Here is a 21542-nt window from a genome sequence, read left to right as displayed (position 1 = left end):
TGGCTCTGGCTCTGGCTCTGGCAAGGATTCAACGACATCTTCAAACTGATCGCTACCTTGGATTTTCGGTTCAAAGTCAAAATCAGAGGCAACATTCGCAGGCGACTCTACATCGTCTATAGCTTCGGCTAACCAGTCTTCAACCGTCTCTTCATCATCTTCAGAGAGATCATTTAAAGACGATGGCGATACTTGCTCTTCATAACTAGCAGCGATGTCTTCACGCTGTTCTTGGGCGTCGGCTTCTTTCGGCTCTGGTTCTGCTTCTTGTTGTACAGTTTCTTCTTGAACTCGCTCTTCAAAAACTGGTTTGTCAAAATCAGAACCCTCAGAGAGCAGTGAGTCGATATCCAGTTCATCATCTTCAACCGATGATGCGGTTTCTTCAGCGGATACTATTTCTTCCGCTGACACTTCGTTGCTGTCTGAAAGAGACGCTTGCTCTGGTTCAACCGTATTTTCAATTAATGACTTAACAGGCTCTTCTGTCGCTGGCAATAAATCATTGTCATCAGAAGTCATTAACTCATCAATCAATGCTTCGTCTGTTGTTTCTAGCGAGTCATCAAGTAAAGCATCTGTTGCCGGCGCGACATCGAACAAATCATCGATAAAGTCATCACGATTAAAGGCTTCATCATTTTCTGGCTTAACGTCAGCACTGTCTTGAATCATTTCCGAATCTAACGATCCATCACTAACGACTTCAGCTTGTGGTGTTGCATTAATGTCCGATGCTTGCTCAGACTCAACTTCAGGTGTTTCTGAGGTTAACGGAGTAAGCTCGACGTCTGAATCCTTTTCGGACTCATCGCTGGCGTTGTCAAAACCAAAGGCTTCGTCTAACTCTTTATCAAACGCCTTCCCTTCAGGTTCAAGCTCGTCTTCAATGCCACTTGTCAGTAGATCATCAAATGGGTCTAAAGATTCTGAATCTTGTTCATCGGTTTCACCGACTGATAGATCATTACCTAGCAGTTCATCTAACGTCTCGTCACCTTCGACGGTAAGTTGAGCATCATTGGCGTCATCGTCTAGAAAATCATCTAGTAAGTCTGTGCTCTCGGCATCGAGTTCAAAGTCATCATCAGAATCATCAATCAACTCATCCAAGGTTTCAGTACTGTCTTCCGAAATATCTAGCTCATCATCGGTCGACAAGCCTGAGAGTTCTTCGAGTTCAGATAATGAGTCAAAACCTAGAGGATCACTCTCAGACTCATCATCCGATTCATCTTCCAACATATCATCTAGGAGATCTGTTGAATTACTGAGATCAACATCATCCCCTGTCAATTGCTCATCGAGCAGGTCGACACTGCCTTGAGTTTCTTCACTTTCGGTTGGCAGATCAAACTGAGAAAGGATGTTATCGATATCATCATCAGACGCCAAAGCGCTGTTTAGATTCTCTGCAACCTCATCATCATTATCGAGATTCATAGGCTCATTAACTTGATCGTTCTGAGCCGCAACCTGAGCGAAGATGTCATCAATATCATCTTCTACACTAGGAGCTGAAGGTTGTGACGTCTGCTGCTCTGAGATCAACGAATCGATATCAAATTCATCGTTGCTCACACCCACAGGTGCAGTATCGCTCTGTTGCTCAGAGATAAGCGCATCAATGTCAAAATCATCAGTTGCTGATGTGTCGGTATTAGAAATCGAATCACTTTGCTCTTCTGAGATTAAAGCATCAATATCGAAGCTATCATCATCTTCATCATCAAGCGCAAATAGATCGTCTAATAGAGATTGGTCTAGTTCGTTAGAGCCTAGGTCTTCAGTCTCAGAATCCTGTGATAGTAGCGATTCAATATCTTCATTCGACATTGAGTTATCATCTGAAAGATCAAAGTCGGCCTCATCAGAACCGAGTTCGCTTTCTGATGTTTTATCAAGTGCGCGCTCCATCTCTTCAAGACCAAGCGCCTTGTCATCGCCATTGACACTAATGCCGTTGCTGCTGTCTAACTCCAGATCATCGAAGTTAGTGTCTAAGTCACCATTTTCGCCAATACTCGCAAATGGGTCGTCATCGTCATCATCGAGATTAAAATCGAGATCAGAATCATCTAAACCTGCGAATACATCTTCTTCAGGCGATGCTTGGTCATCAAATAACTTATCAGCATCATCTTCATTGCCAAATTGTTCATCGTCTAAAGACAATTCATTATCAAAGTCGTCCATCTCGTCGCCTAAAGCGATAGGCGCGACGCTACTTGCATCTGATTGAATTGGTTGGTCTTGTGTCGGCTGCTGCTCATCATTTTTAGAACGGCGCCCCAACAAAATCACTATGATAAGACCAAGTAGAAGGCCTGGAATAACCGCAAGAGCAGTAACTAACCAACCATTTGATAACAATTGATCCATGGCACTTGGAGCCATTTTTGCAATCTCAGCGTTCTTTCTACGCTCTTCATCAAGCAGCTTTTCCACTTCGCTACGAATGCGGTCTTCGTCACTAAGTTCTGTTTTTAGCTCATCCACTTCCAATTGAACATTCGACAACATCAGACGAAGTTGATGGTTTTTCTCTTCAAGTGACAATAGCTCAGTTTCTGAAAGCTCTAGCTGTTTCTCTAACTTATTCACCTCTCGGGTTGGAGCTGATTGAGCTAGAGATGATTGAGTTGGAGACAATGGTTTTTTAGCGGCTTCAGCAGTGCTTACTTGCTTTGCAGGAACAACATTGTTTGAGCTTGCATCAGGGCGGCTTGACGCTTGCGCTGGTTTTGGCTTTGACACTGTGGGTTTAGTCACAGGAGCATCGAGCTTAGCAAGGTGCGCATTCATGATGTTAACGGCTTGCTGTGTAGAACTTGCACGTGCTTGCTCTGAAGAAGGCACACGTAAATTACTGGCAGGCAGCAAGCTGTGAATATTCTGGTTTTCAAACGCTTGTGGATTTAGACGATAAATAGCCAACAAGGTTTGCTGAACTGAAACGGAATTATCAGGGCGTAACTTTGAGGCAATTGACCACAATGTTTCCGACCCCAAAGTTGGGCCGTAAAAACGAGAAGGCCCAGCACGATTCAATTGTGCTCTTTGAAGAGGTTCGGAAAACGTAGGCGCTGATTGTATCTGGCCATTAGGCCCTACAACTCGAATGGAATCTGCACGAACAACGGAAATCTGAGTCGCCATGAGAATGGCAAAAGGCATTAACCACGGCTTGAAAAATTGAAACATAAAAGGCTCAGCTAGGTGCTTAAATTCGAATAAATTGATGAACTGTTAAATATATCGGATAAACGACGTAAAGCTATAGAGATGAAAACAAAAAATGTGTTGCAGCGACAATATTCGCAGCAATTTCACACAATTTGACTAACAATATTTTCAATCGATTAAAAAAGCCCCACTAAAAGAGTGAGGCTTGTTTATCAAAGCAGTGAAGCTTAGAAGTAATCGCGAATCAGAACTTCAGCGATTTGAACTGCGTTTGTTGCTGCGCCTTTACGAACGTTATCAGCGACAACCCACATGTTCACACCGCTGTGATGGCTGATGTCGTTACGAATACGACCAACCATTACGTGGTCTTTACCACCAGCATCACGAACCTGTGTTGGGAAGTCTAGAGCTTGGAAAACTTCTACGCCTTCCGTGTTCTCTAGAAGCTGAACCACTTGCTCTGCACCGATTGGCGCGCGAGTTTCAATGTGTAGAGATTCTGCGTGACCGTAGAATACTGGTACGCGAACACAAGTCGGGTTAACCGTGATTGATGAATCAGCAAAGATCTTTTGAGTTTCCCAAACCATCTTCATTTCTTCACGTGTGTAGCCGTTCTCTGTAAATTCATCAATTTGAGGAATACAGTTGAACGCGATCTGCTGTGAGAACGCTGACTTGTCAGCTGGCATACCGTTAAGAAGCTTAGCCGTTTGACCTGCTAGCTCATCGATACCCGGCTTACCTGCACCAGACACAGATTGGTAAGTTGAAACGTTAATACGCTCAAGACCCACTTCATCGTGAATCGGTTTAAGTGCTACTACCATCTGAATAGTAGAACAGTTCGGGTTCGCAATGATGTTGCGGTTACGGAACTCAGCAATCGCTTCAGGGTTCACTTCAGGCACAACCAGAGGAACATCGTATTCGTAACGGAAACGTGAGGTGTTATCGATAACAACCACACCTTCGTCAGCGGCGATTGGAGCCCAACGTTCTGAAAGCTCGCTACCTGCAGAGAAAAACGCAATATGTACTTGAGACCAATCGAAGTCTTCTACGTTTTGTACTTGTATTGTTTTGCCGTTAAAACGGGAAGTTTTGCCTTCACTACGTTCACTTGCTAGTAAGTGCATTTCACCGACAGGGAATTTACGCTCTTTAAGTACTTCAAGAATGGTTTCACCAACCGCACCAGTCGCACCTAAAATAGCAATATTAAATTCTTGGCTCATTGTTTCTCTCTTTTATAAAGTTGGCTTTACCATAAAACCGAGTTTAGATAACGGCGTTAAATTACAAGATTCGTCGCCCGTTAACTCGACTGCACTGTACTCTCTGCGGTCCCAATATTCTTTACGCATCTTGTCAAAAGAACCCGGCGTAGAGATATTGCGACGGAATAAGGCGTCGTCTTTGCGCACATCATAGATCAACTGAGTCAAATTGTGCAGTGTTGCTTCATCCCAAGCTCTATCTAATTTCATTTGAGGCACTGGCGCTGTCGGTAATAAGTCGCTTGCATAAGCACGCTGTTCAGTACCTAAAAACTCACAATAACTGTTGAAGATCATGGTGGTACCACGCGCTTTACCCTCTAAACCGTAGCCCGCTACGTGAGGTGTTGCAAAAGCAAGCAACGGAAGAAGTTCAAAGTCGACTTCAGGTTCAAACTCAAACACATCAAGAACGGCAGTGAAACCATCGGCTTTTTGCAAGCGAGCTTTTAACGCTTGGTTATCAACAACTGGGCCACGAGCCGCATTAATCAGAATTTGGTCAGCACGTAAATTGTTCAGTACTTGCTCATTGATCAAATGATGCGTTGGGAACTCACCTGTCTTAGTGATTGGCGTATGCAGAGTGATGACGTCTGACTGCTCAAGCAGTGTCTTTAATTCAGTAAACTCACGAGTATCACCCTCTTGCTGTTTTAGAGGGTCGTTTAGCAATACTTTAATGCCAATGCCTTCAAGGCATTTCGCTAAATAGCTACCCACTTGGCCACAGCCGATAATACCGACCGTTTTTTCGAATACAGAGAAACCTTGCTGCTGAGCCAACACCATCATCGCGCTGAACGCGTACTCAGCTACACCCACCTTGTTACAGCCAGGGGCTGCAGTAAAGAAAATGCCACGTTCTTTCATCAATTCTTGGTCGACATGATCCATACCTGCCGTCGCTGTGCCGACAAACTTCAGCTTGTTGGCTTTGCTGATCAATGACTCGTTCACCTTGGTGACAGAGCGAATCATCAAAGCGTCTACGTCAACTAGGTCGTCAGCCGTTAATGTGCGACCAGACTTCATTGTCACTTCCCCTAGCTGGCTAAAAAGCGCTTCAGCATAAGGCATATTTTCGTCGATTAAGATTTTCATTTGGCGAGTACTTTTGTTGGGGTCTATCGACCTAAATGTGAATTGAAATGATTGTGCAAAATTCCACACACGGTGTCGAGTAGCAATTGGAATACATTATAAATAAAGGGTTGAATCGTCTAGTCTGCACAAGAAAAAGCAGTAATAAGAACAACTACCTGAAATTAGAAAACTAAAGTCAGAAGACTAAAACGAAAAATGCCCGATTGAATAAACAATCGGGCAAACATCCAGAACAAAAGGATCCTATCTCGCTCTCCAGGAGACAGAGTCTTGCGTCTGTTCAACCAGTACTAACCAAAGCCAGTACTGATCAAGCTCTGGAAACCTTTCAATTTCTAAACTCAAATTTAAAAAACTATTTTCTAAAGCGAAGCTTATAAAGCTAAGGTTTAAAAACACGTTTGAAAATCTATGTTTAAAAAGCTTTGTTCTGTTGGTCAGGGTTAATGAGCGACCCGTGCGTGTTGAGTCAGCACTCACGTCACCCATTAACGATTAACCTTTTATTAATTTAACCTTAGCTTCAATTAGCCTTGGTATTTTTTGATTACTAGCGTTGCGTTCGTACCGCCGAAACCAAAGCTGTTAGACATAACCGTTGTTAGCTCTTGTTCACGAGCTTCGGTTACGATGTCTAGGCCTTCGCCCGCTTCGTCTAGGTTTGCAACGTTAATGCTTGGTGCGATGAAGCCGTTATCAAGCATTAGCGTTGAGTAAATTGCTTCGTGTACACCAGCCGCACCTAGAGCGTGACCTGTCATCGCTTTAGTTGCTGAGATTGCAGGGCTGTTGCCGCCAAAGACTTCTTGGATTGCGCCAAGTTCTTTAACATCACCTACAGGAGTTGAAGTACCGTGAGTGTTCACGTAGTCAACGCCATCAACGTTTTGCATTGCCATCTTCATACAACGAACCGCGCCTTCACCAGAAGGAGCAACCATGTCGTAGCCATCTGAAGTTGCGCCGTAACCCACGATCTCACCGTAAATTTTTGCGCCACGAGCAACAGCGTGCTCAAGTTCTTCGATAACTAGCATACCGCCGCCACCAGAGATAACGAAACCGTCACGGTCAGCATCGTAAGTACGAGAAGCCAATTCTGGCGTGTCGTTGTACTTAGTAGAAAGTGCGCCCATTGCGTCGAACATCATAGTCAGAGACCAATCCAGTTCTTCACCGCCACCAGCGAATACTACGTCTTGCTTACCAAGTTGGATAAGCTCCATTGCGTGACCGATACAGTGTGCAGATGTTGCACATGCAGAACTCATAGAGTAGTTCACACCGCGGATTTTGAAAGGTGTTGCTAGACAAGCAGAAACCGTAGAAGCCATTGTACGTGGAACCATGTATGGGCCAACGCGCTTCACGCCTTTTTCACGGATGATGTCTACTGCGTTTACTTGGTTTAGAGATGAAGCACCACCTGAACCCGCTACGATACCCGTGCGGTCATTAGATACTTGATCTTCAGTTAAACCAGAGTCAGCAATTGCTTGCTCCATTGAAAGATAAGCGAATGCCGCTGCATCACCCATAAAGCGCATTTTTTTGCGATCGATATGGTCAGCAGGGTTCATTTTTAGGTTACCCCAAACTTGAGAGCGCAAGCCATTTTCCTTGAACTGCTCTGAAGCGGTAATACCTGATTTACCCTCTTTCAGTGATGCTAAAACTTCTTCGACGTTGTTACCGATACTTGAAACAATACCCATACCGGTGATTACGACTCGTTTCATGTGACATTCCTATAATTCTAAATTCAGCTAGATGATAACTAAGAAGCCTAACAAAAGTGGTCAGCTTTCCTAGAAATTCGTACAATCCCTACCAACATATCGCTTCAAATCACAAAATGATAGATTTTATGACTTCAATTACTAATGCAGAGCTGGAATGGAATGAGTCTGGCACGCCAGTTTCAGACCAATTTGACGACGTTTACTTCTCTAATGTTAACGGTTTAGAAGAAACTCGCTACGTCTTTTTAAAACAAAACCACCTTCCAGAGCGTTGGGTTGAACATCAACAACGCCGTTTTGTGATTGCTGAAACCGGTTTTGGTACAGGTTTAAACTTTCTCGCAGTCTGGCAATGGTTCGATGCTTTTCTTAAAGATAACCCACAAGCTATGACCAAAGAGTTACATTTCATCAGTTTTGAAAAATATCCTTTAAATAAAGATGATCTGATCAAAGCGCACCAATCTTGGCCTGAACTAGCCCAGTATGCGACACAACTCCAAGAACACTATCCGATTGCTCTACCGGAATGTCACCGCATTGTGTTGGGCGATGGCGCGATCACACTCGATTTATGGTTTGGTGATATTAAAGATTGTATGCCAAACGTGCCGACCCCGCAGGAAGGTTTGGTTGACGCTTGGTTCTTAGATGGCTTTGCGCCAAGTAAGAACCCTGAAATGTGGAATCAAAACCTATTCAACGGAATGGCCAAACTGGCAAAACAAGATTGCAGCTGTGCAACGTTTACCGCTGCCGGTTTTGTGCGACGCGGTTTAATCGAAGCCGGCTTTGCCATGAAAAAAGTTAAAGGCTTTGGTACTAAGCGTGAAATGATTGCAGGCCGCCTTGACGAGAAGCTCGCTCATACCAACATCAAACCTTGGTATGGCCTAGCTCAACACAGTGATTCACAAGATATCGCCATTATCGGTGGTGGTGTTGCCAGTGCTGCGCTTGCAAAAACGTTAAACCGACGTGGTAAAAACATCACCCTTTATTGTGAACACCAACAAGCCGCTGGAAATGCCTCTGGCAACAATCAAGGTGCCATTTATCCGCTACTCAGCGAAGCGACATCGAATGTTTCAAGAATATTTGGTCCGGGCTTATTGTTTGCCCGCCAATTTATTAATCAAGCAGCACAATCAGTAAACTTCGATCACAACTGGTGTGGCGTGAATATCTTGATGTGGGATGAAGGTTCAACCAAAAAGCTCAACCGCATGTTAGAAGGCAATTTCCACACAGATCTGATTCAGCGTTTAACGCCAGAGCAAGCCAACGAAAAGATTGGCTTACCAGTCGATAAAGAGAGTGTCTACTTTCCACTGGGAGGTTGGTTAAGCCCTCTCCAACTGACTCAAGGTTTGATTGGCAGGTTAGAAGAGACCAACCAAGTGAGCGCGCACTATCAACATCAAGTAACGCAACTTGAATGGTTAGAAACAGAACAGCAATGGTTGCTGACGATTGAGACGCCTCAAGGTGAAATTCAAACCAAGCACGACCAAGTAGTTGTCGCGAATGGACACAAATTCACTCAGTTTGAACAAACTCGCCCCGTACCTCTGACGCCAGTTAAAGGCCAAGTGAGTCATATTCCGACCACGGGAAATCTCAGCCAGCTAAAAACCGTGTTGTGCTTTGATGGCTACCTTACGCCGCAGAATCCAAACAATGGTCATCACTGTATTGGTGCGAATTACGATAAAACCAATATCGACCAAGAATTTGATATTGAGGTTCAACAACATAATGGTGAGCGCCTACATGGGTCGCTACCAGATCAAGCATGGACAAAAGATGTCGACACCAGTGACAATTTAGCGCGCCAAGGTATCCGCAGCGTAAGCCGTGACCACCTTCCGTTTGTCGGAAACGTTGGCGATTTTGAATCAATCAAAGAACAGTACCAAGACCTGCATAACTTCAACCCGCAACGTCACTCTGTTGATGATATTCAAACGGTAGCAAGCTTCCCTAACCTATACTGCTTTATCGGGCTAGGCTCACGTGGCTTGAGCTCTGCGCCATTATTAGCTGAAGTGTTAGCATCGCAAATTTGTGGCGATCCGCTTCCCTTACCTGTCGATGTGCTTGAGGCGATTCACCCAAGCAGAATGTGGGTGCGCAGACTGCGTAAAGGCAAAGCATTAACGGCTGGATGGGTTGCAGACAAGCACTCTAAATCAAATTCATAGTTTCTAGTTCAGCTATTCTGAACATCTGAAGTTTCTGAATATCAGAAATATCTAAAACTAAAGGCTAAAAGCTAGAAAGCCCGAGCGACATTATGTCACTCGGGCTTTTTGTTGTTCGTGTTGACCTAAACTGATGTTCTAAACGGAGCAGTATTTACAGCTTAGCAACCGCGTCTTTAATCTGTTGGGCGATCTCTTCGTTGCTGATAGCACCGGACTCAAAATCAAAGTTATCGTAGAAGCTAGGCACTGAAAGCGATGCTTTAACGTTACCACCAAAGTACGGAGCCGAACCAGTTGCTGCGCCAAGTACTGTTTGTGCGCCACCTGGGCCTGGTGATGTCGCTAAGTAAACCGCAGGTTTCTCGCCAAATACTGAACGCTCAATGCGTGTCGCCCAGTCAAATAGGTTTTTGTACGCCGCTGGGTAGTGCCCGTTGTGCTCAGCGAAAGAGATAACAAATGCGTCAGCTTCTGCTAGGTCACGTAAGAATGCTTGAGCACCTTCCGCTTGGCCAATCTCTTTTTCAGTGTCTTCACTGAACATAGGAACGTTGTAATCGTTGATGTTTAGAACTTTGACTTCAGCACCTTCAATCAAGTTAGCTGCGTAAGTTGCTAGAGTTTTGTTGATAGAGGTAGAGCTGGTGCTTGCGCCAAATGCGATAACTTTCATGATGTGACCTTTTCTGTGATTCCGTTAAGTGGGATTAGAATAACGTAGTCAGAAAATGGAACCATCACAAGGATTGAACGGACTCATTCAAAAAATTCGAATGAGTCTCAAATTATTGGTTCGCTCAAAAATGAGGAGGGAGAGTTGTGAGCGAATTACGGTAGACGAATAATGCTAAACGACTAAAATTAAGCTTGGTTTTGCAGCTCAACCCAAAGGTCATTAACGATCGTACGATCGGCTGGCGTCAATTCAGAACGTGCGTCTTCTAGGCTCTTCTCAATACGCAATTTAACTTCTGCTACGTCTTCAATACCGTCTTCTTCACATGAAGCTACTGAAAGAGAAATATGACCACGTAAGTAACCACCAGCAAACAGTTCATCATCTGATGCGTTTTCAATGCGAGCATCAATTAATTCAAGTAGTTTTTCTTCAAATTCGATAATCATAATATTCTCTTATTTCACAATAAATTGGCTAGTACATAAAGGCGCAACATCATAGAAGCTGCGTAATGCTTCAGAGAGCATTTTCACGCGAGGCGGCAGACCAGCTTCAAAGATACCCATGACTTCGCTGTGTACTTTATTCATAAAGGCCAAACGATCTGGCTCAAAATCGCCGTGTAGATTGTCACAGCTAACATTAAAAGGAAAGCCTGCGCTGGTCGCAATGATCCATTCATACGCTTGTGGGCGAATTTCCACTTTTTCAAACTCAGCTTGAACCGACTCAGTTCGGCCATCAGGCTCATACCAGTAACCAAAATCTTCCAATAAGCGACGCTCAGGACCAGCCACACACCAGTGCGCTATCTCGTGAAGTGCTGAAGCATAAAAGCCACGAGCAAAAACGATACGGTGATGAGGAATCTCCTCATCGGCTGGCAGGTAAATAGGCTCGTCCGCTCCCAGTTCTAGCTTAGTATTGAAGCTCTCGAAAAAGGTTTGATTGAAAATGTCGATGATGTCTGGGTATTGGTGTGTCATAAGATCAAATTTAAGTAAAAAGAACTGGGGCATTTTGCGTTTTTTTAAGCGCTCGGTAAAGCCCTATCACTGGCAATGACATTAGGTTCATCATAATACTTTACGATGACAATCGATTGCTGATCCCAGATTACACCACTTTGAGGTAAATGATTAGTTTAGCTAATCTGAAATACCTATTCACGGTACAAATATTCATTCGTCAATCAGCGTTTTTACTACTACACTCGCGCTTCATTTTTATATCCCTACGGCCTATAAGACTCCAATTTATAGACCTAAATTATAGAGCTACAGCAATGCTACTAAGTGTTTTGTATATCATTGGCATCACGGCAGAAGCCATGACCGGTGCTCTCAGTGCTGGCAAACAAAAAATGGATTGGTTTGGTGTAATGCTGGTTGCGAGTGCAACGGCAATTGGCGGAGGTACAGTAAGAGATATTTTACTCGGCCATCACCCTTTAGGCTGGGTTGAAAACCCCCAGTATCTGGCGATCACTTGTATTGCTGGTGTTATCACAACGGGATTAGCCAAATGGGTAATCAAGCTAAAAGGCTTGTTCATTCGTTTGGATGCGTTGGGGCTTATCGTATTTAGTATCATTGGTACTAAAGTAGCGATGACCATGGGTCTGCACCCAATGATTTGTATGGTGTCTGCATTAGTGACTGGCGTGTTTGGTGGCCTGCTGCGCGATCTTATCTGTCGTCAAACGCCACTAGTCTTGCATGAAGAGTTGTACGCATCTGTCGCCCTTGTCGCTTCAGGCTTGTACTTAGGTCTTCTTGAACTAGGCATAAACGATGTGACCGCGACGATCGTGACATTGGTTGTAGGCTATTTACTGCGCATGGCAGCAGTGAGATTCAAATGGCGCTTGCCTTCGTTCCAGCTTGATCCGGAAAGCTCTGTGCATTAGATAATATATTCTCAATGACGCAGAATATAAAAAGGGTTGCTTCATTACGAAGCAACCCTTTTTGATTTCTCTCAAATCAGTTTCAAATCTGTTCTGAATAAAACGAAGCAGAACTAGATTTTTGGCGTTTCTGTTGTCACACCAAAGTTTTGACCACGGTGACGTAGTAAGTGATCAAGCAACACGATAGCCAGCATCGCTTCAGCAATAGGCACCGCACGGATACCAACACATGGATCGTGACGGCCTTTAGTGATTAGCTGCGTTGCTTCACCGTCTTTGGTGATCGTGTCACCAGGAACGGTAATGCTTGATGTGGGTTTAAGCGCAATGCTTGCCACAATATCTTGACCAGTAGAAATACCGCCTAAGATACCGCCAGCGTGGTTGCTGCTGAAGCCTTCTGGAGTTAATGGATCACGGTGTTCACTACCGCGCTGATTAACCACATCGAAGCCATCACCAATCTCAACACCTTTCACCGCATTGATGCTCATTAGAGCGTGCGCGATGTCTGCATCTAGACGATCAAAGATTGGCTCACCAAGGCCTACAGGCACTTTAGTCGCAACTACTTGAATCTTCGCACCGATCGAGTTGCCTTCTTTTAGCAAGTCACGAATCAGTTGGTCAAATTCAGGTACTTTGTCGGCATCAGGACAGAAGAAAGCGTTGTTTTCGATCTCGTTCCAATCCACTTTATCAATTGAGATATCACCCATTTGAGAAAGATAAGCTTGGATTTCAACACCAAATTCTTGCTTAAGGTATTTCTTCGCAATCGCACCTGCCGCAACACGCATTGCAGTTTCACGAGCCGAAGAGCGACCGCCACCTCGGTAATCACGCACACCGTACTTTTGATGGTAGGTATAATCAGCGTGGCCAGGGCGGAACTTGTCTTTAATTTCGGAATAGTCTTTAGAGCGTTGGTCTGTATTTTCAATCAATAGACCAATAGAAGTACCCGTAGTCTGGCCTTCAAATACACCGGATAAAATCTTTACTTCATCCGCTTCACGGCGAGCCGTTGTATAACGAGAAGTACCTGGGCGACGACGATCCAAATCTCTTTGAAGGTCTGCTTCGGTAATTTCTAATCCTGGTGGGCACCCATCTACGATACATCCTAGTGCGATACCGTGACTTTCTCCGAACGTAGTCACGCGGAAATGTTGTCCGATACTGTTTCCTGCCATTACTTCCTCTAAATCAGCCATTGAGCAGAAGGTTTGATTCCTAAACCTACGGGTTAACAGCTTTACTTGTCTATTCTTCGTGAATTCATATTGGCTTTATTACCAAATGATGTAAACCCCAAAAAACCAACAATTTTAACTTTCTATTACATGAGCCGAATGAAATGAATAACGAGGGGAAATGAGTGGTGCTTTAAAGTGGTGATTTTGAATAGTTTCATGGCCAGTTAACAAAGGTTAATGAACTCGGTTTGAATACTATCTATGTTGTAGCCCAAAATAATAAGGAGAAAAGTGATGATCGAGTGGAGAGTTAAAAAATTTTCGGAGCTGTCTGTTCAAGAGCTCTATGATTTCTTACAGCAAAGAGTCGATATTTTTATCGTCGATATGAACACACCCTATAGTGATCTAGACGGCAAAGATAGCCATCCAGAAACCTATCACGTCATGGGTTATGAGAACGGGCAACTAGTAGCTTACAGTCGAATTATGGCTCAGAAGCTTGGATACCCCGTAGATGTTCTCCCTCTGCTCGATTCTGATGCAGATGATGTTTGTATCGGGCGAGTGATCGTAGCAAAGGATTATCGCGGTAAACAGATTGGTAACCAGCTGATGCAAGTAAGCTTTGATACGACCCGCGAGGTGTATCCTGACTGTTCAATTTTTATTTCGGCACAAGCACACCTCAAAGACTACTATGGTAAATTCGGCTTCGACGTTGTCACCGACAGTTACTTGGAAGATGGGTGCAGTATGTTAGGTCTTAGATATACCCCACAGTTAGTAGTCGTTTAGCAATAACCGAAAGACAGAGACATCTAAATACAAAACATGGTATTGATAGATTAAGCTGTTCTGAAATGCAAAAAACCCGACAACTCAGAGAGTTATCGGGTTTCTTTAAATAGTGGTACGCCCTGAAGGATTCGAACCTTCGACCACCTCCTTAGAAGGGAGGTGCTCTATCCAGCTGAGCTAAGGGCGCGCTACAGGAAAGGATTATACGAATTCGAATCAGTAAAGCAACGGCTTTGTGTAACATTCTGATCCAAGTGAGTAAAAAAAGGGCAATGAGATTATAAGTGTTGGAAAATAGAACAAAGCAAACGTTTGCTTGATGGTAATCAAAAAGACTTTCTGGAATAATGCGCCAAAAACATCAGCCACTAACTTGAATATCAATACTAAGGAAATTCATGACTGCTCAAAATATTGATGGAAAGCTAATTTCTCAAACGGTTCGCTCTGAAGTTGCGGCTCGTGTAAAAGCTCGCACTCAAGCTGGATTACGCGCTCCGGGCCTAGCGGTTGTTTTAGTGGGTGAAGACCCTGCTTCTCAGGTTTACGTAGGAAGTAAACGTAAAGCATGTGAAGAAGTTGGCTTCGTATCTAAATCTTACGACTTGCCAGCCACTGCGACAGAAGACGAATTATTAACACTGGTAGACCAACTGAACGAAGACCCGGAGATTGACGGTATTCTTGTTCAACTTCCTCTACCAGCTGGTATTGATAGCACTCAAGTTCTTGAGCGCATCACGCCGGAAAAAGACGTTGATGGCTTCCACCCATACAACGTAGGTCGTTTGGCTCAGCGTATGCCTAAGCTTCGCTCTTGTACGCCTAAAGGCATCATTACGCTGCTTGACCGTTATAACATCGACTTACGTGGCAAACACGCGGTTGTGGTTGGCGCATCAAACATCGTAGGTCGCCCAATGACGTTAGAGCTTCTTCTAGCCGGTTGTACGACGACAACATGTCACCGCTTCACCAAAGACCTTGAGGGTCATGTACGTCAAGCAGATGTTGTTGTGGTAGCAGTTGGTAAGCCTAACTTCATTCCTGGTGCTTGGATTAAGAAAGGGGCTGTTGTGGTCGATGTAGGCATCAACCGTTTGGAATCTGGCAAACTCGTTGGCGACGTTGAATACGATGTCGCGAAAGAGAGCGCAAGCTTCATCACACCAGTTCCGGGTGGTGTTGGTCCAATGACTGTAGCAAGCCTAATTGAGAACACAATGATCGCTTGTGAGCAGTTTCACTCGAAATAGTCCGCAATGACAGCTTCGATAGTAATACCGTTGGCATGAATTGCCTCGCCCTAGAGTAAAACAAGCTAGAGCAGAATTAGAAAGCCGCAACGTGATGAACGTTGCGGCTTTTTTGAATCAAGGCAACTCGCTTCTGATGCAGTGCTCGTTGCTACTTATCTGGTATCTCGATTTTTTCCGTCTGTTCAGAAGGCGGCAATAAACTAATGATCGCACACTCCGTTGATATGAGTTTTTCCAAATCAGAACCTTGTGTTACTAAACGGAAATCACCACCAGTAATCACACCGAGTGGAATCGCTTTAGGATACAGGGCGTTAAACTCATTAAGGTCAAACGCATCGGTCAATCCCGTGCTCTTAATTTGGCTGCCTTGAGCCATCAAGGAGTTAAGCTTGGAATAGGTAATTCCTTCCGAAAACAGGCTTCTGTTACCATCTCGGCTCACTGAATGCCTTTCGTGTTTAGTTTCTGTCGATTCAAGCTCAAACACCTTATTTTCACCAAACTCATCTTGATAATGCATGCTGACTAATGGATTGGTTTGACGATAAGGCGAGACGATCATCGCGCGCCCTATCCCGTCCAATTCCAGATTATTTTCCGCGTGGCTTGAGGCTGGGTTACCAAAATAGACACTCAGGTTATCCATACGCGCCAAACGAATGCTTTCCCAGTTGGTATCGGCAAGTACACTGTTGATGTTGTGTGTCGCCAGCACCTTGGCAAACTGTCTTGCAAAATGAGTCGCGCCAAAGAAGATAACCCCTTGCGCTTTCTCTTGAGTCACACCCAACCTTCTCGCCCACCAACTTGCGGTAAGGCTTTGAATCACAACCGTACCGATGATGACCAAGAACATCATTGGCACCAGTAGATCAGCCCCTTCAATCAATTGCTTCTCTTGAAGTTTGATAGCAAACAGAGAAGAAACTGCGGCAGCAACGATCCCGCGAGGTGCCATCCAGCTCAAAAACCATTTATCTGCTGAAGTAAGATCCGTGCCGATCCCGCTGATCCACACGCTCAAAGGACGAGCCACCAGCATGACGACCGCTAATAAGCCAATACCGCCCCAACCTATCGAAAGGAAAGTCCCAGAATCAAGTCTACTCGCCAGTAAGATAAACAAGGCAGAAATGAGTAACACGGTTAAGGTCTCTTTGAACTCAATAATATCTTCAAGATCCAAGCCTTTCACGTTGGCGAGCCAGATACCCATGATGGTCACGGTTAATAGGCCAGACTCTTCACTCAGATCATTAGAAAAAGAGAACGCCGCCAACATCAACGTTAGGACTGCCACGTTACGCAAATAATGCGGAACCCAATGCCCTTTCAGCATCTTGGCAATCAAATAGCCACCGATGATCCCTAAGCCTAAACCGATGGCTAGAGTCAGCCCCAAAGCCGACAGTACATGGCTTGTAGGATCGGCTGAAGAAACAATGTATTCGTAAACGAGAACGGCAAACAGAGCGCCAATCGGATCAATCACTATCCCTTCCCAGCGCAAGATGCTGCCTAACGAAGATTTGGGCTGAATGCTGCGCAGCATGGGAACAATAACGGTTGGACCCGTCACCACCACTAAGGCAGCAAACAGCGCGGCTAATGGCCAACTGAAGTCCACAAAGTAATAAGCACCAACAACAATACACGCCCAAGTAATCAGCATGCCGAAACTCACGAGGTGCGTCACCATACGACCATGACCTCTTATTTCCTTGAAATTCAGGGTCAATGCACCTTCAAACAGAATAATAGCGACACCTAATGAAATCAGCGGAAATAGCACGTCACCAAAAATGGCATCGGGATTAAGGATGTTAAGACCGGGACCTAAAAGTAGGCCGACAATAAGAAGAGGAAGAATAGCAGGAAGACGTAAGCGCCAGCCTAACAATTGACACGTTAAGGACAGCAGTCCAATTAACGCCAAGGATGAAGTAATCGACAAATCCATTTGTGCCCCTAAAAAATTTGCACCACACCTTGTGATACAAACCTATTTGCTGAAACAAGAAAGCCTATGTAATTAAACTATAGGCTCTCTTTTTCATGCTAACCGAATATTAGTGTGATTAATCAGTCACTTTACTATAGGGGAAATAAAGTGACTGACTCATCCACTCTGTACTTATCATCTAGCTACAGAGAAAGCACCACGCCAGCGATCGCAGCGCTCATTAAGTTGGCAAGCACACCCGCACAAATCGCTTTGAAGCCATATTGTGAGATGAAAGAGCGACGCTCTGGAACTAAGCTACCCAAACCGCCAATCAGAATCGCCATGGTAGAGATGTTAGCAAAACCACATAGTGCAAAAGTAACGATCGCTTTTGAGTGCTCACTCAGTGCATCTTTTACGTCCATTAACTGGATGAAAGCCACAAACTCATTCACAACGATTTTGTTACCGATCAGCGAGCCTGCAACCACAGCTTCAGACCACGGTACACCGATCAGCCATGCAACGGGTGCGAACACATAACCTAGGATAAGTTCGAAGCTTAGGTTTACGCCAAACCAGCCACCAACAATACCTAACAAGCCATTCAGCATCGCAATCACACTGATAAAGGCTAGAAGTGTCGCACCCACCGCAACGGCAATACGAAGTCCAGACATAGCCCCATCTGCCATTGCCTCAACTACGTTTGTTGCTCGTGGAATCTCTACACCAGACTCAATATCTTCTTGAACATCCTCTGGGCTGCCTGGTACTAAGATTTTAGCCATCAATAGACCAGCTGGTGCCGACATGAATGCCGCAGCGATCAGATAGTTTAGGTCAACACCCAGCGATGCATAACCCACTAGCGTGCCGCCAGCAACAGAAGCCAAACCACATACCATCACAGCAAACAGTTGTGAGTCCGTCATATGTTTTAGGTAAGGCTTAACCACCAATGGCGCTTCGATCATGCCAACAAAAATGTTTGCCGTTGCAGACAGTGACTCCGCACGACCTGTGCCTAGAAACTTCTGCAAAGCACCGCCGATTATGTTGATCACCTTTGGCATAAAGCCGATGTGATACAAACCTGAAATCAATGCAGAGAAAAAGATAATGATGCCGAGAACATTAATAGCGAAAACAAATCCGTTATTCGTTAGGCCACCGAATAGGAAGTTAATCCCCTCTTGACCGTAGTTGATCAAGCTAGACACCGCACCAGTAGCTGCATTCAGCGCTTCTTTACCCATTGGCACATAAAGAACCAATAGCGCGAATGAGATTTGCAGTAAGAAAGCCAAAGAGACAGTTCTTAGCGGGATATTTTTTCTGTCCGTAGATAGTAACCAAGCGGCTACTAAAATAGTGATAATTCCAAGTAGGGAAGCCATATGCGTCAACCTAAAAGTTGTAGGTAGGAAAGGCGACGCATTGTATAGAGGAAATCGTTTGCGGCAAGGTGCGGTTGTTAATGTGATGTTGGGATTATCAGCAACTTGCCCAAGATTAGATTAAAGCATTGAATTTTAATGGATTAACTTGTTCAAAAAGCATACTTTTTCCATATGGAAATTATATTTATGAATTAGGAAACAATTAACGATGCAGCTCAACGCAAGTTTTGAGGTTTTTGTCCCAATACGTCGGCGAACCAACATGCTGTTTGATGAACTCAATCACTGCTGAAAGCTTCTTTGGCATGTTCTTTCGACTCGGATAGACGGCATAGAATGGCATCAACTGACTGGCTCTCCATTCTGGTAATACTTGGATTAACTTGCCTGTTCTAAACTCCTCTTTGACTAAATAAGTCGCCAAATAAGCAACACCCCACCCAGATACAGCTGCGTCTCGTACCGCCTCAGCCAAATCCACCGAGTAATCGCCCGCCACTTTGACACTGAGGTTTTCTTGCCCGTTATCAAACGCCCATGACGTGTAGTCTCGTTCACGGCTGCGATAGATAAGACAGTTATGGTCAATCAGATCAGATGGCACATGAGGAGTACCAGCTTTAATCAGATAATCCGGTGATGCGGCTACCACAAATTGGCTGTCGGCTAAACGCTGCGCTATATAACCTTCTGGCAGGTCTTCATTATTGGTGATCCAAAGATCCAAGCGCTCCTCAATCATATCCACTTTGTAATCGAACAAATGCACTTCAATTCTCAGCTGCGGATAGAGCTGTCTGAGCTGATCAATCGCTGGAATGATATGCAGTGTGCCAAATGACTGAGACAAGCCTATGCGGAATATTCCAGAAATGTCGTCACGCTGGCTATCCATATCCATTTGAGCCGCTTTCACCGTATTGAACAGCTGCTCACAATGTTGATAGAACACTTCCCCTGCTTCAGTTAGTGTCAGGCTGCGTGTGGTTCGTTGCACCAGCTTGATACCTATCGAATCCTCGAGCAAAGCAACTTGCTTACTGATGTGAGACACCGACACATTCAAACTTTTTGCTGCACTGGTAAAGCCTTCATGCTTGATTAACGCATGGAATATCACCATCTGTGCGGCTCTATCTGTTAGCACAAGGCCACCTTTAAAAATCTCTGAAATATAAAAGAAAAAGGACTCCGAAGAGTCCTTTAGTTCGTTCTGCCTATGGTAGGCCAAATGCTATTCAAAGCGACCTAAATCTGTTAACCAAATTAGCTCTAATAACCAAATTAAGGCCATTAATCAAATTAGGTCGATTAATCAAACTTAATTCTGTCTGCTAGGTGGCTAACTGCCAACGCAAAGTAGTAAGAACGATTCCACTTCATTAACACATTGTAGTTGTTGTAAATGAGGTAAGAACGGCCAGTTTCATCGTCTGGCATAATTAGCCAAGCTTTAATATCTTCATCAAGCGTTGGTAGTGGGCGATCGTCAAAGCGCTTAATACCGAGTTCAGACCACTCTTTTAAGTATTTCGCTTTGTCTTCGCCTCGGCCTTGCATTTCAATAGACACAGTCGACGGTACGTGAACCTGACGGCCCCAAGTATATTTGTCATCCCAACCCGATTGGCTGAGATAATTCGCCGCTGAAGCAAATACATCTTCTTCAGTACCCCAAATATCTTTCTTGCCATCGCCGTTACCGTCAGCGGCATAAGCTAAGAATGAGCTTGGCATAAACTGAGGTTGTCCCATCGCACCAGCCCAAGAGCCTTTCATCTCTTGTGGTGCAATATGGCCTTGATCAAGAATCTTCAACGCCGCCATCGCTTCGCTACGGAAGAAGGCTTCTCTACGTCCTTCATAGGCCATAGTCGTGAGAGCATCAATAACACTGTAGTTACCTGTGAACTTACCAAAGTTACTCTCAACACCCCATAGCGCGACAATGAATCTTGGTTGAACACCATATTCATCACCAATGCGCTTCAACGCTGAATAATGCTTCTTATAGAGCGATCTCGCCTGCTTCACTTTCCAATCTGGAACCGCGCGTGGAATGTATTCATCCAGAGTCAGTTTTTTCTCAGGTTGATTCTTATCGGCTTTCACCGCTCTTGGCTTAAACGTCACACCATCAAAGGCCTGATCAATGATCGTTTCAGAGATGCCTTCTGCACGGCCTTGTTGCTTTAGTTTCTCTACATATTGCTCAAAGCTCAGCTCTTCAGCCTGAACTGAACCAATCGTCAGGCTATTACCCAATAGTAATGCCGACACAGCCAATATGGTTTTCGAAAATTTACTCAACGATCACTCCTCCCTGAATTAAGGTAGCTATCACTCTTCGTCTTGAACGTTTTGCTGAGCTTTACGCTCTTTATGAAGTTCAAGTTCATTAACCGGTGGTGGCGGAACCTGCAAAAAGAAACCATCGGTGTTCAGTGATTCTCTCACTTTATCGATGTTCACTTGCGCCAGTTTACGGCCATCCATTTTAATTACCATTACAAAACTAGGTTTACCAAACATTTGCATCAATGCGTCAGGAACTTGTGAGAAATCATCCTTCTTAGGGATATAAAGGTATGTTCCTTCTTTCTTTGAACTTTTATATATAGAACACAGCATGACAAACCTTTTTATTGTTTATGACTACAAAACTCTCACTTACGAGATCAATAGTTTATGTTAAGGGAAATATTGGGAACAAAACGTTCATTTGACAACAAGATTACTTGCTGTGCTTGGTTTGGGAATATAACATGATAAACCAAGTTTCAGGCAACGCCCTTTATTTTATTGATAAAGAAATT

Annotated in this window: 17 protein-coding genes and 1 tRNA gene; 4 read left to right on the top strand and 14 right to left on the bottom strand. The window is 44.4% G+C overall.

Going from position 1 to position 21542, the window contains the following annotated elements; translation table 11 throughout:
* The 4 genes from AB4180_RS00590 to fabB all read right to left on the bottom strand — a co-directional run.
* A partial coding sequence (locus AB4180_RS00590; protein WP_372081737.1) for a FimV/HubP family polar landmark protein occupies window positions 1-3204 on the bottom strand: 3204 nt, incomplete at its 3' end.
* A 209-nt stretch (window positions 3205-3413) separates the two neighbouring features.
* On the bottom strand, window positions 3414-4427 hold the full coding sequence (locus tag AB4180_RS00585; RefSeq protein ID WP_102249272.1) for an aspartate-semialdehyde dehydrogenase: 1014 nt from the start codon (window positions 4425-4427) through the stop codon (window positions 3414-3416).
* A 12-nt stretch (window positions 4428-4439) separates the two neighbouring features.
* Window positions 4440-5573: a 4-phosphoerythronate dehydrogenase gene (locus AB4180_RS00580; protein WP_102249271.1), complete on the bottom strand. Its 1134-nt coding sequence runs from the start codon at window positions 5571-5573 to the stop codon at window positions 4440-4442.
* A gap of 530 nt (window positions 5574-6103) precedes the next feature.
* Window positions 6104-7315 (bottom strand): beta-ketoacyl-ACP synthase I, encoded by a 1212-nt coding sequence (gene fabB, locus AB4180_RS00575; RefSeq protein WP_009848735.1) that lies wholly within the window; start codon window positions 7313-7315, stop codon window positions 6104-6106.
* A 128-nt stretch (window positions 7316-7443) separates the two neighbouring features.
* Between fabB and mnmC the strand changes: the two genes are divergently transcribed.
* Window positions 7444-9522, top strand: a complete 2079-nt coding sequence (gene mnmC / locus AB4180_RS00570; RefSeq protein WP_102249270.1) for a bifunctional tRNA (5-methylaminomethyl-2-thiouridine)(34)-methyltransferase MnmD/FAD-dependent 5-carboxymethylaminomethyl-2-thiouridine(34) oxidoreductase MnmC — start codon at window positions 7444-7446, stop codon at window positions 9520-9522.
* 154 nt (window positions 9523-9676) lie between these two features.
* Here mnmC and AB4180_RS00565 read toward each other — a convergent pair whose 3' ends face one another.
* The 3 genes from AB4180_RS00565 to AB4180_RS00555 all read right to left on the bottom strand — a co-directional run bounded on the left by AB4180_RS00565 (window position 9677) and on the right by AB4180_RS00555 (window position 11190).
* Window positions 9677-10198, bottom strand: coding sequence for an NADPH-dependent FMN reductase (locus AB4180_RS00565; protein WP_009848737.1), 522 nt, complete (start codon window positions 10196-10198; stop codon window positions 9677-9679).
* Between the two features lie 188 nt (window positions 10199-10386).
* Entirely contained in the window at window positions 10387-10650 is a 264-nt protein-coding gene (locus AB4180_RS00560; protein ID WP_009848738.1) for a YfcL family protein, read from the bottom strand.
* Window positions 10651-10659: 9 nt separating this feature from the next.
* Window positions 10660-11190 carry an elongation factor P hydroxylase gene (locus AB4180_RS00555; protein WP_012603480.1) on the bottom strand — a complete coding sequence of 177 codons (531 nt, stop codon included), beginning with the start codon at window positions 11188-11190 and terminating at the stop codon, window positions 10660-10662.
* 299 nt (window positions 11191-11489) lie between these two features.
* Here AB4180_RS00555 and AB4180_RS00550 point away from each other — a divergent pair, with 299 nt between their 5' ends.
* On the top strand, window positions 11490-12113 hold the full coding sequence (locus tag AB4180_RS00550) for a trimeric intracellular cation channel family protein (RefSeq protein WP_102249269.1): 624 nt from the start codon (window positions 11490-11492) through the stop codon (window positions 12111-12113).
* Window positions 12114-12226: 113 nt separating this feature from the next.
* Here the strand turns inward: AB4180_RS00550 and aroC are convergent, their stop codons facing one another.
* Entirely contained in the window at window positions 12227-13312 is a 1086-nt protein-coding gene (gene aroC, locus AB4180_RS00545; protein WP_004734182.1) for a chorismate synthase, read from the bottom strand.
* 297 nt (window positions 13313-13609) lie between these two features.
* Between aroC and AB4180_RS00540 the strand changes: the two genes are divergently transcribed.
* Window positions 13610-14113, top strand: a complete 504-nt coding sequence (locus tag AB4180_RS00540; protein WP_029224081.1) for a GNAT family N-acetyltransferase — start codon at window positions 13610-13612, stop codon at window positions 14111-14113.
* 113 nt (window positions 14114-14226) lie between these two features.
* Here AB4180_RS00540 and AB4180_RS00535 read toward each other — a convergent pair.
* A tRNA-Arg gene (locus AB4180_RS00535) sits at window positions 14227-14303 on the bottom strand.
* A 211-nt stretch (window positions 14304-14514) separates the two neighbouring features.
* Here AB4180_RS00535 and folD point away from each other — a divergent pair.
* Window positions 14515-15372, top strand: a complete 858-nt coding sequence (gene folD, locus AB4180_RS00530; RefSeq protein WP_012603477.1) for a bifunctional methylenetetrahydrofolate dehydrogenase/methenyltetrahydrofolate cyclohydrolase FolD — start codon at window positions 14515-14517, stop codon at window positions 15370-15372.
* A gap of 151 nt (window positions 15373-15523) precedes the next feature.
* On the opposite strand, the gene AB4180_RS00525 is transcribed toward folD, so the two are convergent.
* From AB4180_RS00525 to AB4180_RS00505, 5 genes are all read right to left on the bottom strand, one after another.
* Complete coding sequence (locus AB4180_RS00525; protein ID WP_102249268.1) at window positions 15524-17338, bottom strand: sodium:proton antiporter; 1815 nt, start codon at window positions 17336-17338, stop codon at window positions 15524-15526.
* Between the two features lie 185 nt (window positions 17339-17523).
* Window positions 17524-18723 (bottom strand): NupC/NupG family nucleoside CNT transporter, encoded by a 1200-nt coding sequence (locus AB4180_RS00520; protein WP_102249267.1) that lies wholly within the window; start codon window positions 18721-18723, stop codon window positions 17524-17526.
* A 205-nt stretch (window positions 18724-18928) separates the two neighbouring features.
* Complete coding sequence (locus AB4180_RS00515) at window positions 18929-19849, bottom strand: LysR family transcriptional regulator (protein ID WP_009848494.1); 921 nt, start codon at window positions 19847-19849, stop codon at window positions 18929-18931.
* A gap of 188 nt (window positions 19850-20037) precedes the next feature.
* Window positions 20038-21036 carry a lytic transglycosylase domain-containing protein gene (locus AB4180_RS00510; protein WP_009848495.1) on the bottom strand — a complete coding sequence of 333 codons (999 nt, stop codon included), beginning with the start codon at window positions 21034-21036 and terminating at the stop codon, window positions 20038-20040.
* Between the two features lie 30 nt (window positions 21037-21066).
* The gene (locus tag AB4180_RS00505) at window positions 21067-21357 is read right to left on the bottom strand and encodes a YcgL domain-containing protein (RefSeq protein WP_009848496.1); all 291 of its coding nucleotides are present in this window, start codon (window positions 21355-21357) and stop codon (window positions 21067-21069) included.
* Window positions 21358-21542: the final 185 nt, after the last annotated feature.

Source organism: Vibrio sp. 10N.286.49.C3 (assembly GCF_041469545.1).
GTDB classification, from domain to species: domain Bacteria; phylum Pseudomonadota; class Gammaproteobacteria; order Enterobacterales; family Vibrionaceae; genus Vibrio; species Vibrio tasmaniensis_A.
The sequence above is the reverse complement of the archived record's forward strand: the minus strand, read 5'-3'. Positions and strand labels throughout refer to the sequence as shown.

What these genes read in the sequence shown, in the direction of transcription:
- AB4180_RS00585 (WP_102249272.1), bottom strand. Translation starts at nt 4,427, where the DNA reads ATGAGCCAAGAATTTAATATTGCTATTTTAGGTGCGACTGGTGCGGTT.
- AB4180_RS00580 (WP_102249271.1), bottom strand. Translation starts at nt 5,573, where the DNA reads ATGAAAATCTTAATCGACGAAAATATGCCTTATGCTGAAGCGCTTTTT.
- fabB (WP_009848735.1), bottom strand. Translation starts at nt 7,315, where the DNA reads ATGAAACGAGTCGTAATCACCGGTATGGGTATTGTTTCAAGTATCGGT.
- mnmC (WP_102249270.1), top strand. Translation starts at nt 7,444, where the DNA reads ATGACTTCAATTACTAATGCAGAGCTGGAATGGAATGAGTCTGGCACG.
- AB4180_RS00565 (WP_009848737.1), bottom strand. Translation starts at nt 10,198, where the DNA reads ATGAAAGTTATCGCATTTGGCGCAAGCACCAGCTCTACCTCTATCAAC.
- AB4180_RS00560 (WP_009848738.1), bottom strand. Translation starts at nt 10,650, where the DNA reads ATGATTATCGAATTTGAAGAAAAACTACTTGAATTAATTGATGCTCGC.
- AB4180_RS00555 (WP_012603480.1), bottom strand. Translation starts at nt 11,190, where the DNA reads ATGACACACCAATACCCAGACATCATCGACATTTTCAATCAAACCTTT.
- AB4180_RS00550 (WP_102249269.1), top strand. Translation starts at nt 11,490, where the DNA reads ATGCTACTAAGTGTTTTGTATATCATTGGCATCACGGCAGAAGCCATG.
- aroC (WP_004734182.1), bottom strand. Translation starts at nt 13,312, where the DNA reads ATGGCAGGAAACAGTATCGGACAACATTTCCGCGTGACTACGTTCGGA.
- AB4180_RS00540 (WP_029224081.1), top strand. Translation starts at nt 13,610, where the DNA reads ATGATCGAGTGGAGAGTTAAAAAATTTTCGGAGCTGTCTGTTCAAGAG.
- folD (WP_012603477.1), top strand. Translation starts at nt 14,515, where the DNA reads ATGACTGCTCAAAATATTGATGGAAAGCTAATTTCTCAAACGGTTCGC.
- AB4180_RS00525 (WP_102249268.1), bottom strand. Translation starts at nt 17,338, where the DNA reads ATGGATTTGTCGATTACTTCATCCTTGGCGTTAATTGGACTGCTGTCC.
- AB4180_RS00520 (WP_102249267.1), bottom strand. Translation starts at nt 18,723, where the DNA reads ATGGCTTCCCTACTTGGAATTATCACTATTTTAGTAGCCGCTTGGTTA.
- AB4180_RS00515 (WP_009848494.1), bottom strand. Translation starts at nt 19,849, where the DNA reads ATGGTGATATTCCATGCGTTAATCAAGCATGAAGGCTTTACCAGTGCA.
- AB4180_RS00505 (WP_009848496.1), bottom strand. Translation starts at nt 21,357, where the DNA reads ATGCTGTGTTCTATATATAAAAGTTCAAAGAAAGAAGGAACATACCTT.